Below are 9,366 nucleotides of genomic sequence, written 5' to 3' on the forward strand. Positions count from 1 at the left end.
TGGGTTCGCCGCCCTCCAGGACCGCGACGCACGAGTTCGTCGTACCGAGGTCGATTCCGACCGCACGAGCCATGGTTGCTACCTCCGTCAAGGTTGAGTCGTTCAGACGTAAGTTTGCTTCGTCGAGTGATCGCTGTCAAGTCAGTTGAGTCAACCCGACTCAAGTTAGTTCCTACGAAGGGACAACGGCCGACCCAGGCGTGGTGTTCCCGTTGGGGGCGACTTCAGGGAGGAAATGGCGCAAACCCGGGTCAACTCGGGGGGAACCTTGACCCGGTGTCAGGGGAACCCCCGGGGCGCGGCCGGTGGCGGAGGAGGGGACGGGGGACGGACCGGTGGTATTACGGGTGCCCCGCCGTGCCCCCGGGCGCTCGATGTCGGCTACACATAATGTGTGGAACGTGGATCATGTGGCCGGTGTCATGACCGGCACACTCCTGTGATTCCTCGGTGTCATCGTCCGCGGGCGCGGGTGCTGGCGCGCCGGGGTCGGATTCCGTGGTCCGGTCCCGAACCCGGGTGGTGGCGCGGGTGTCGCCGACGGTCCCCGTGCCGGGGGCGGGTCGGTGGCCGCCGGGCGATTACTCGCTAGTAACATATGTTCTGACCGCCGGTGTGTGGCGCACCGGACGACACAGCAGGATGGGAGGCCACGGGCGATGCTGTACCTGACACTGGGCATCATCACCTCGGTCTTCGCCGTGGTCGCGCTCACCATGTTCGCTCTGGCCATCCGCCAGATCGTGCGAACCGTGGGCATCGGCCGTCCGGTGGAGCCGGAGCGCAAGGGGCCGTTCGGGCAGCGGCTCACGATGACCCTGATCGAGATCGTCGGGCACACGAGGATGATCAAGCGGCCGTGGGTCGGCGTGGCCCACTGGTTCGTGATGGTCTCCTTCCCCCTGCTGGTCTTCACCGTCATCGAGGCCCAGGGCGAGGTCTTCGACCCGCACTTCCACCTGCCGATCATCCACGACTGGACGATCTACGGCCTGGCCATCGAGATCATCGCCGGGGCCAGCCTCGTCGGCATCATCGGCCTGACCGGCTACCGCCTGCTCCACAGCCCGAAGCGGATCGGCCGCCAGTCCCGCTTCATGAACTCCAAGCACTGGACGGCGTACTACGTCGAGGCCTACATCATCGGCCTGCTGCTGGCGATCTTCGCGATCCGCGGCCTCAAGGTCGCCTCGGAGGAGTTCCCGTTCCCCGTCTGGGCCACCCCGATCTCCCACGCGGTCGGCGCGCTCCTGCCCGGTGACGCCGCGGTCGCCGAGCCCGCCATCGCCCTCGTGGCCGCGTTCAAGCTGGTCATCAGCTACGCGTTCTTCGTCGTGCTGGCGGTCAACCTCACCATGGGTGTGGGCTGGCACCGCTTCCTCGCCCCGGTCAACATCTACTTCAAGCGCAAGGCCGACGGTGCCCCGTCGCACGGCGCCGCCAAGCAGATGATGGACAAGAGCGGCGTCAAGCCCCTCGACTTCGAGGAGGCCGACCCGGACGAGGACCCGTTCGGCGCGGGCAGGATCGAGGACTTCACCTGGAAGGGCCTGCTCGACTTCACCAGCTGCACCGAGTGCGGCCGGTGCCAGTCCCAGTGCCCCGCCTGGAACACCGGTAAGCCGCTGTCGCCGAAGAAGGTCATCCTCGACCTCCAGAAGCACGCCTACGAGAAGGCCCCGTACCTGCTCCAGGGCATCACCGAGGAGACCCTCGCCGAGAAGCCGGACGAGAGCCACGCGGGCGTCGACGTCCTCGCGCTCCTCAACAAGCCGCTCGTCGGCACCGAGGAGGAGGGTGGCGTCATCCACCCCGACGAGCTGTGGTCCTGCACCAACTGCGGTGCCTGCGTCGAGCAGTGCCCGGTCGACATCGAGCACATCGACCACATCCTCGACATGCGCCGCTACCAGGTCATGGTCGAGTCGAACTTCCCGTCCGAGGCCAACACCCTCCTGAAGAACCTCGAGAACAAGGCCAACCCGTGGGGCATGGCCGAGGACCGGAGGATGGACTGGATCCAGGAGCTCGCCGAGCAGGAGAACCCGGTCGAGGTCGAGGTCGTCGACGACAAGCTGTCGCCGGACACCGAGTACCTGTTCTGGGTCGGTTGCGCCGGCGCCCTGGAGGACCGCGCCAAGAAGACCACCAAGGCCATCGCCGAGCTGCTGGACATCGCGGGCGTGAAGTTCGCCGTCCTCGGCGGCATGGAGGCGTGCACCGGTGATCCCGCGCGCCGCCTGGGCATGGAGTACGTCTTCCAGATGCTCGCCCAGCAGAACGTGGAGACGCTGAACGAGGCGGGCGTCACCAAGATCGTGGCCAGCTGCCCGCACTGCTTCAACACGCTCGCCAACGAGTACCCGCAGCTCGGCGGCACGTACGAGGTGGTCCACCACAGCCAGCTCCTGGCCAAGCTGGTGGACGAGGGCAAGCTGACCCCGGTGCAGAGCGTGGACGAGAACATCACGTACCACGACCCGTGCTTCCTCGGCCGCCACAACAAGGTGTACACGCCGCCGCGCGACATCATGGCCAAGGTCCCGGGCGTCAAGACGCAGGAGATGCACCGCCACAAGGAGCGGGGCTTCTGCTGCGGCGCCGGTGGTGCCCGCATGTGGATGGAGGAGCGGATCGGCAAGCGCATCAACACCGAGCGGGTGGACGAGGCGCTGACCACCAACCCCGACACCGTCTCGACCGCGTGCCCGTTCTGCCAGGTCATGCTCGGCGACGCGATCAACGAGAAGAAGTCGCAGGGCGAGGCCAAGGAGTCGCTGGAGGTCGTGGACGTCTCCCAGCTCCTGCTGCGCTCGGTCAGGGGCGAGAGCCCGGCCGCGGGCGAGAAGGAGACCGCGCAGGCCTGACCCCTGCGTCCGACGGACCCGTGCGGGGCCGGTGCCGATCCCTTCCGGATCGGGACCGGCCCCGCCGCCGTTCGGTCGGGCCGCCGCCGGGTCAGGCCGGGTGTCCGGCGCGTGCCAGTTCCAACAGTTCGTCCACCGACCACTGGTCACCGGCGTGCGTGCCGTACTTGACCGCGCGGATCCGTCCCTCGGGCCCGATGAGGAAGTCGGCGGGCAGGCCGAGGAGGTCGTCCCCGTCCGGTGAACCGGTCAGGGGCGCGCCCGCGCGGACGCCGTCGCGGACGACCGACCAGCTGCTGGGCCGCAGCGGCGAGGTCAGCACCCTGGGGTGCAGGAGCGCGCGGGCGCCCCGGCCCACCCCGAAGGCGGTGTACAGCTCCCGCTCGGGGTCGGCCACGGCGTCGAACGGCAGCGCGCCCTGGTGGGGGAGCATGTCACGGACGGTCGAGTGGAACAGGGCCACCTCGCGGACCCCGGCGGCGAGGATCTCGTCGTGTCGCCGGGCCACCTCGCGCAGGTGGACGTTGCAGACCGGGCATCCGGCGAACCGGCGGAACTGGAGGTGGACCGACCGGTCGGGGTCGGGTACGGGGACGGTCCCGGAGCGGATGGTGGTCAGTTCCCTCGGAACGACGGTGTCGCCTGGGGAGAGGCGGAGCGGGTTCTCGGGTCGGTTCACGGTGTCCTCCCGGGGACGGGCGGGTCGAGATGGGCGAGCTTGTCGGGGTTGGCGACGGTGTAGATGTCACTGATCCGGTCCCCGCGCAGGTCGGGCACGACCACGGCGAAGAGCGCACCGTCGCGGAGCAGGACGGCGGCGGGGGTCTGGTTGACCACTTCGTGGGCGAACTCCCTGATCGGGTCCCGTCCGGTGGCCACGCCCACGAGGAAGCGCACGACCCGGTCGCGCCCCTCGATCGGACGGCGGCTCGCCCTGCGGACCCTGCCTCCGCCGTCGTTCCACATGGTCACGTCCGGGGCGAGGACCGCCATCAGGGCCGCGACGTCCCCGTTGACGGCCGCCTCGACGAACCTGCGGGTCACCGCGCGCCGGAGCCCGCGGTCGGCCTCGTAGCGCGGCCGCCGGGCGCGCACGTGCCCGCGGGCCCGGTGCCCGAGCTGGCGTACGGCCTCCGGAGTGCGGCCGAGGATGCCCGCGATCTCCGTGTTCCGGTAGCCGAAGACCTCGTGCAGGACGAACACCGCGCGTTCCAGGGGCGAGAGCGACTCCAGGACGACCAGCAGCGCGAGGGAGACCGACTCGGTCCGCAGGACCTCCTCCGCGGCGTCCCCGGTGGTGACGAGGGGTTCGGGCAGCCACGGTCCGAGGTAGGACTCCTTGCGGCGGCCGACGGCCTCCTGACGGGCCAGGGCCTGGTTGACGGCCGTGCGGACCAGGTACGCGCGGGGGTGGTCGACCGGGCGCGCCGAGGTGTCCCGGTGGCGCGCGGACCACGCCAGCCAGGTCTCCTGGAGGACGTCCTCGGTGTCGGAGACCGTGCCGAGCATGCCGTAGACGATGGAGAACAGCAGCTCGCGGTGGTCGACGTAGTGGTCCGTGGCCTCCCGGAGGGCCGCGTCCGCCGCGTCGGCCCGGTCGTCGGTCCGGGGGTCCGGTGGCCGCCCGGTGCCGGGGCCGGGCGGTGGATCGGTCGGGGACATGGCGCCTCCTCCTCGTCGTGCTCCCGTCCTGTGAGGGTCGCGGGCCCAAAAACGTGACACACCCGCCGTCCCCGTCACCGGGCGGCATGACATTTGTCAGTGACCGCGCCGGGTGGTTCCGCACGGTGAGCCGGTGACAACGGTGTCTGTTCCGTGTGCGGCGGTTTCGCGAGCATGGTGGACATGACGACGACAGCGCACTCCGGAGCCACCGACGCCCCCGCGGGGGCCGCCACCGACGGGCCCGCCGTGGTCGTCAGCGACCTCCGGCAGCACTACGGCGACTTCGAGGCGGTCAGGGGCGTCTCCTTCGAGATCCACCCCGGCGAGCTGTTCGCCCTCCTGGGCACCAACGGCGCGGGCAAGACCACGACCATCGAGACGCTGGAGGGCTTCCGCCGACCGACCTCCGGGACCGTCCGGGTCTTCGGCGAGGACCCCTACGGCCAGCCCGCCGCGGTCCGCGAACGCACCAACGCCGTCCTCCAGGGGAGCGGGCTCCTGGAGGACCTGACCGTCCGGGAGACCGTCGACCTCGCCCGCGACCTCGCCGCACGGCCGCGCGGCAGCGAGGAGGTCCTGGACATGGTGAGCCTGGCCGACAAGCGCAGGCTCGCGGTCCGCCAGCTGTCCGGCGGGCAGAAGCGCCGTCTGGACCTGGCGCTGGCCCTGGTGACCTCCCCCGAGGTGCTCTACCTCGACGAACCGACGACGGGCATGGACCCGGAGGCGCGGATCGACACCTGGCGGATCGTCTCCGAGCTGAAGAAGGACGGTGTGGCGGTCCTCCTGACCACGCACTACCTGGAGGAGGCCGAGCGCCTCGCCGACCGCCTGGCGATCATGCACCGCGGCGAGGCGCGCGTCGAGGGCACCCTGGCGGGCGTGCTGGAGGGCTGGGGGGACCGCGTGGCGTTCGCCGTGCCCGAGGACGTGCGCACCGCCGACCTGCCCGGGCTGGAGGGCGCCGAGCTGAGCGTGGAGACCCGGGACCAGACCCTGTGGGCCACGTACACGGCCCGGGGCGGCGACGTGGCGGAGCGGGCCCACCGCGCGGTCGCCTCACTCCTGGCCTGGGCGGGGGAGCGCGGGACGGTCCTGCGCCACCTCCAGGTCCGCGGCGCCTCGCTGGAGGACGTGTTCCTCCGCGTCGCCGACGGCGCCGCCGACCTGGTCTGATCCCGCCCCGGACCGATCCGCCCCCGCCCGACCCGCGCAGCCCCGCCCCGGCGCGTTCCACCCGAGGAGACCCACCGTGAGCACCACCACGACCACCGCGAAGGGCGCGACCGGCCGCCCCTCCCCCAGCCCCGTCCGGCGGATCGCGCGGCTGACCCGCGCCGAGTTCATCCTCTTCGTCCGGTACAAGACGGCGTGGATGTTCCTGGCGATGCCGCTCATGTTCCTGCTCGTCGCGCTCCAGATGCCGGACACCGAGGTCCTTCCCGGCGTCACCTCCGGGGAGCTGTCCATGGCCGGGGTGCTGGGCAGTATCGGCGTGCTCGTCGGCATCGGCCACGCCTCGAACGTCTTCGCCGCCCGCCGGGAGTCGCTCGTGCTCAAACGGCTCCGGGTGAGCGGCGTTCCCCCTCTGGTGATCTTCGGCGCGCTCATCGCGGTCATCACGATCTTCTCGCTGGCCGTCGCGGTGGTGATCGTCGGCCTGGTCACCGTCCTCCTGGGCGACCTGCCCCGAGACCCGCTGATGCTGGTGGTGGCCGTGGTGCTGAGCGCGGTGTCGATGTCGATGGCGGGTCTGCTCGTCACCCCGTACGTGCGCAACGCCGAGGGCGCCCAGATGGCGTCGGTGGTGCCGATGATGGCCCTGATGTTCACCGGCGGCGCGTTCCTCCCGCTCGACCTGATGCCCGACTCCCTGCGCCAGGTGATGGAGTTCCTCCCGGTGGCGCCCGCCGTCCAGATGGCCCAGGCCGCCTACACCGGGTACGACGTGTTCGGCGGCTACGAGGCCGCCGAGGCGACCGGCTACCTCGGGCTGTGGGGCGCGGCGCTGCCCTCGGTCGCGGTGCTGCTCGTGTGGACGGTGCTGCTGGCCCTGCTCGTCAGGCGCGTCTTCCGCTGGGACCCCCGCCAGCCGTGACACCGGTCCGCACGGGGGCGCGGCGGAGGACACCCTCCGCCGCGCCCTCCCCGTGGACGGAGGGGCGCGGGGAGCCCCGATACTCGTAGGGGCCCGGGGCGTCTCGGGCCGACGCGGACGGTAGGAGGCCGGGTGGGCGGGGAGCCGACGGGAACCGACGGCGTCGAGGGGCGCTACGCGGGCCGGATGCGGATCGCGCGGATCGGCATCATGGCGACGATGATGTTCGGCGTCGTCTCGATTCTCGCCTGGCCGGCGGCCGACCTCCTGGCGTCCGCCGACCTGGAGGGGGCGCCGTCCTGGTCACCGGTGTGGCCCGTGATCACCGTCGTGCCGACCACCGTCACGCTCGGTGTCATCGTCTGGTGCAGGGTCAACGCCCGGCGGAACGCGGAGTCCCGGCTCTTGTGGAGCTCCCTCGCGCTGGCGGTGCTGACCTACGTGCTGACGGCCACCCCGCTCTTCGGTCTGGTCGGTCTCTCCAGCTGGTGGGGGATGGCGGTCCTCGCGGTTCCGCGCCGACGCGCGGTGTGGTTGAGCGCGGTCCTGCTGGTCCTGCCCTGGGCGCACCTCCCCCTGCTGGGGCCCGACCTCCACCCGGGGCTGTTCGCGCTGTTCTGGCTCGTGGCGATCGTGCAGGCCGTCGTGGTGGCGGGCGCGAGCCTCACCTCGATCTGGCTGTGGGACGTCACCAACGAGGCGGTGGAGGGCCAGCGTGCGCGGGCCCGGTTGGCGGTGACGGAGGAGCGGTTGCGGTTCTCGCGGGACATGCACGACCTGCTGGGCCACAGCCTCTCCGCGCTCGCGGTCAAGTCCGAGCTCGCCGGGCGCCTGCTGGAGCCCGCGCCCGCGCGGGCGGCGGCCGAGATGGAGCAGGTGCACGCGTTGGCACGGCGGTCCCTCCAGCAGGTGCGGTCGGCGGTCAGCGGCTACCGCGAGGTGAGCCTGGCGGAGGAGGTGGGGTCGGTGACCGCGCTGATCGGCGCGAACCGGACCGAGGTCACGGTCACCGGCCTGGACGGACTGTCCCTGCCCCCGCGGACGGAGACGCTGGCCGCCTGGGTGGTGCGCGAGGCCGGGACCAACGTGGTGCGGCACGGCGACGCGGCCCGGTGCGAGATCGGGTTCACCCTGACCGGGGACGTCGTCTCGGGGACGGAGGCACTCGTGGTGGAGGTGGCCAACGACCGGGCCCGCGGCGAGACGGCGGCGGGTACGGCGTTCGGCAACGGCCTGTCGGGGCTGTCCGAACGGGTCGCGGCGGGCGGCGGCTCGCTGTCGGCCGCGCGGACGGGCGACGGCGGCTTCCTGCTGCGCGCGGTCCTGCCGCTGGACCGGCGATCGGCGCAGGACACCGTGCCCACGGGCGGTGAGCTCGCGTGAGCGTCGACGCCGGCGCTCACCCGCACGGGGTTCCGGAGCCCGACACGCGCGGGGCCTCCGCGCCGGGCGCGGGCGGTGACCGGCGCGTCCGTGTCGCGCGGCGGGCGCTCGTGGCCTCCAAGATGATCCTCGACGTCCTGTTCGTCCTCTTCCCGATCCTCGACGTGGCGGCGTCGGTGTCGGCGGGGATCGCGCTGTGGCCGTCCATCGCGTCGGTCCCCCTGGGGATCGGCTGCGCCTGCCTGCTGCACATTCTCTTCACGGGCTGGCTCGACGGACGGCGCGACCCCGAACCGTGGGTCTACTGGGGCTCGCTCGCCCTGCTCGCGCTCTGCTGTGCGGGGCTCCAGACGCCGATCAACGTGGTGGTCCTGATCGCCGCGTGGTGGTGCGTCGGGGTGGTCGTCGCCTCCCGGCGGCGCACGTCGTGGGTCACCGCCGGGCTCCTCGTCCTGCCCTGGCTGCTCATCCCGACCACGCAGGTGGACGTCCGGTTCGCCCTTTTCCTGGTGGTGTGGCTGTTCGGGATCGCGTACGCGCTGCTCCTGGCCGGGGGGATGATGATCTGCGCCTGGCTCTGGGACATCGTGAACGACGCCGTCGCAGGTCAGCGTGCGCGGGCCCGGTTGGCGGTGACAGAGGAGCGGTTGCGGTTCTCGCGCGACATGCACGACCTGCTGGGCCACAGCCTCTCCGCGCTCGCGGTGAAGGCCCAGCTGGCGAGCCGACTCGCGGAGCGGGACCCCGAGCGGGCGGCCGTGGAGATCGCCCAGGTGCGGTCGCTGGCGCGGACGTCGCTCGCGCAGGTGCGGTCGGCGGTCAGCGGGTACCGGGAGGTGGACCTGGCCGAGGAGGTGGAGTCGGTCGGCGCGGTCCTGCGCGCCAACCGGACGGAGGTGGCGGTCACCGGCCTGGACGGGCTGGAGCCGTCCCGGGACTCGGCGGTGCTGGCCGCGTGGGTGGTGCGCGAGGGGGTGACCAACGTGCTGCGGCACAGCGACGCCACGCGCTGCCGGATCGGGTTCGACCGGGCGCGGGAGGCCGGTACGGGGACGGAGTCGCTGGTGGTGGAGGTGTCCAACGACCGTGCGCGGTCGGGCGGGAGCCCGGAGCCGGAGTCCTCGGGGAACGGTCTGTCCGGGCTGTCGGAGCGCGTGGCGGCGGGCGGGGGCACGCTGTCGGCGTCACGCACCGATGACGGCGGCTTCCTCCTGCGGGCGGTCCTGCCGCTGTAGGTTGTGTTTTTTGGTCCTCCGCTTCGCTTCGGACCGGGTTCGGGCGCCCTAAGGACAGGGGTCGTTCCTCCTCGGCGTCGCCTGCCGCTCGTTCCTCGCTCGCGGCTCGCCTCGTCGT

Annotated in this window: 8 protein-coding genes; 5 read left to right on the top strand and 3 right to left on the bottom strand. The window is 71.8% G+C overall.

Annotation, left to right across the window (positions count from 1 at the left end):
* Positions 1 to 73 (bottom strand): Hsp70 family protein (locus ACTVAJ_RS26175; protein ID WP_470390944.1); only part of this gene is annotated, 73 nt, incomplete at its 3' end.
* Positions 74 to 659: 586 nt separating this feature from the next.
* On the opposite strand from ACTVAJ_RS26175, the gene ACTVAJ_RS26180 reads away from it, so the two are divergent.
* Entirely contained in the window at positions 660 to 2,867 is a 2,208-nt protein-coding gene (locus tag ACTVAJ_RS26180; RefSeq protein WP_470390937.1) for a (Fe-S)-binding protein, read from the top strand.
* 91 nt (positions 2,868 to 2,958) lie between these two features.
* Here ACTVAJ_RS26180 and ACTVAJ_RS26185 read toward each other — a convergent pair whose 3' ends face one another.
* Both ACTVAJ_RS26185 and sigJ read right to left on the bottom strand, forming a co-directional pair.
* Positions 2,959 to 3,546: a peroxiredoxin-like family protein gene (locus ACTVAJ_RS26185; RefSeq protein ID WP_470390938.1), complete on the bottom strand. Its 588-nt coding sequence runs from the start codon at positions 3,544 to 3,546 to the stop codon at positions 2,959 to 2,961.
* Positions 3,543 to 4,529, bottom strand: coding sequence for an RNA polymerase sigma factor SigJ (gene sigJ / locus ACTVAJ_RS26190; RefSeq protein WP_470390939.1), 987 nt, complete (start codon positions 4,527 to 4,529; stop codon positions 3,543 to 3,545). The genes ACTVAJ_RS26185 and sigJ overlap by 4 nt, the downstream gene beginning before the upstream one ends.
* Positions 4,530 to 4,712: 183 nt before the next feature.
* Here sigJ and ACTVAJ_RS26195 point away from each other — a divergent pair, with 183 nt between their 5' ends.
* From ACTVAJ_RS26195 to ACTVAJ_RS26210, 4 genes are all read left to right on the top strand, one after another.
* Positions 4,713 to 5,708 (top strand): ABC transporter ATP-binding protein, encoded by a 996-nt coding sequence (locus tag ACTVAJ_RS26195; protein WP_470390940.1) that lies wholly within the window; start codon positions 4,713 to 4,715, stop codon positions 5,706 to 5,708.
* 76 nt (positions 5,709 to 5,784) lie between these two features.
* Positions 5,785 to 6,630: an ABC transporter permease gene (locus tag ACTVAJ_RS26200; RefSeq protein WP_470390941.1), complete on the top strand. Its 846-nt coding sequence runs from the start codon at positions 5,785 to 5,787 to the stop codon at positions 6,628 to 6,630.
* A gap of 132 nt (positions 6,631 to 6,762) precedes the next feature.
* Positions 6,763 to 8,013, top strand: a complete 1,251-nt coding sequence (locus ACTVAJ_RS26205) for a sensor histidine kinase (RefSeq protein WP_470390942.1) — start codon at positions 6,763 to 6,765, stop codon at positions 8,011 to 8,013.
* The gene (locus tag ACTVAJ_RS26210; protein WP_470390943.1) at positions 8,010 to 9,248 is read left to right on the top strand and encodes a sensor histidine kinase; all 1,239 of its coding nucleotides are present in this window, start codon (positions 8,010 to 8,012) and stop codon (positions 9,246 to 9,248) included. Before ACTVAJ_RS26205 ends, ACTVAJ_RS26210 begins: the two co-directional genes overlap by 4 nt.
* Positions 9,249 to 9,366: the final 118 nt, after the last annotated feature.

This window comes from Nocardiopsis sp. KDC1DS13DA1, assembly GCF_055632325.1.

Bases quoted from the DNA above. Each gene is read 5' to 3' on its own strand.
- ACTVAJ_RS26195 (WP_470390940.1), top strand. From the start codon at position 4,713: ATGACGACGACAGCGCACTCCGGAGCCACCGACGCCCCCGCGGGGGCC.
- sigJ (WP_470390939.1), bottom strand. From the start codon at position 4,529: ATGTCCCCGACCGATCCACCGCCCGGCCCCGGCACCGGGCGGCCACCG.
- ACTVAJ_RS26180 (WP_470390937.1), top strand. From the start codon at position 660: ATGCTGTACCTGACACTGGGCATCATCACCTCGGTCTTCGCCGTGGTC.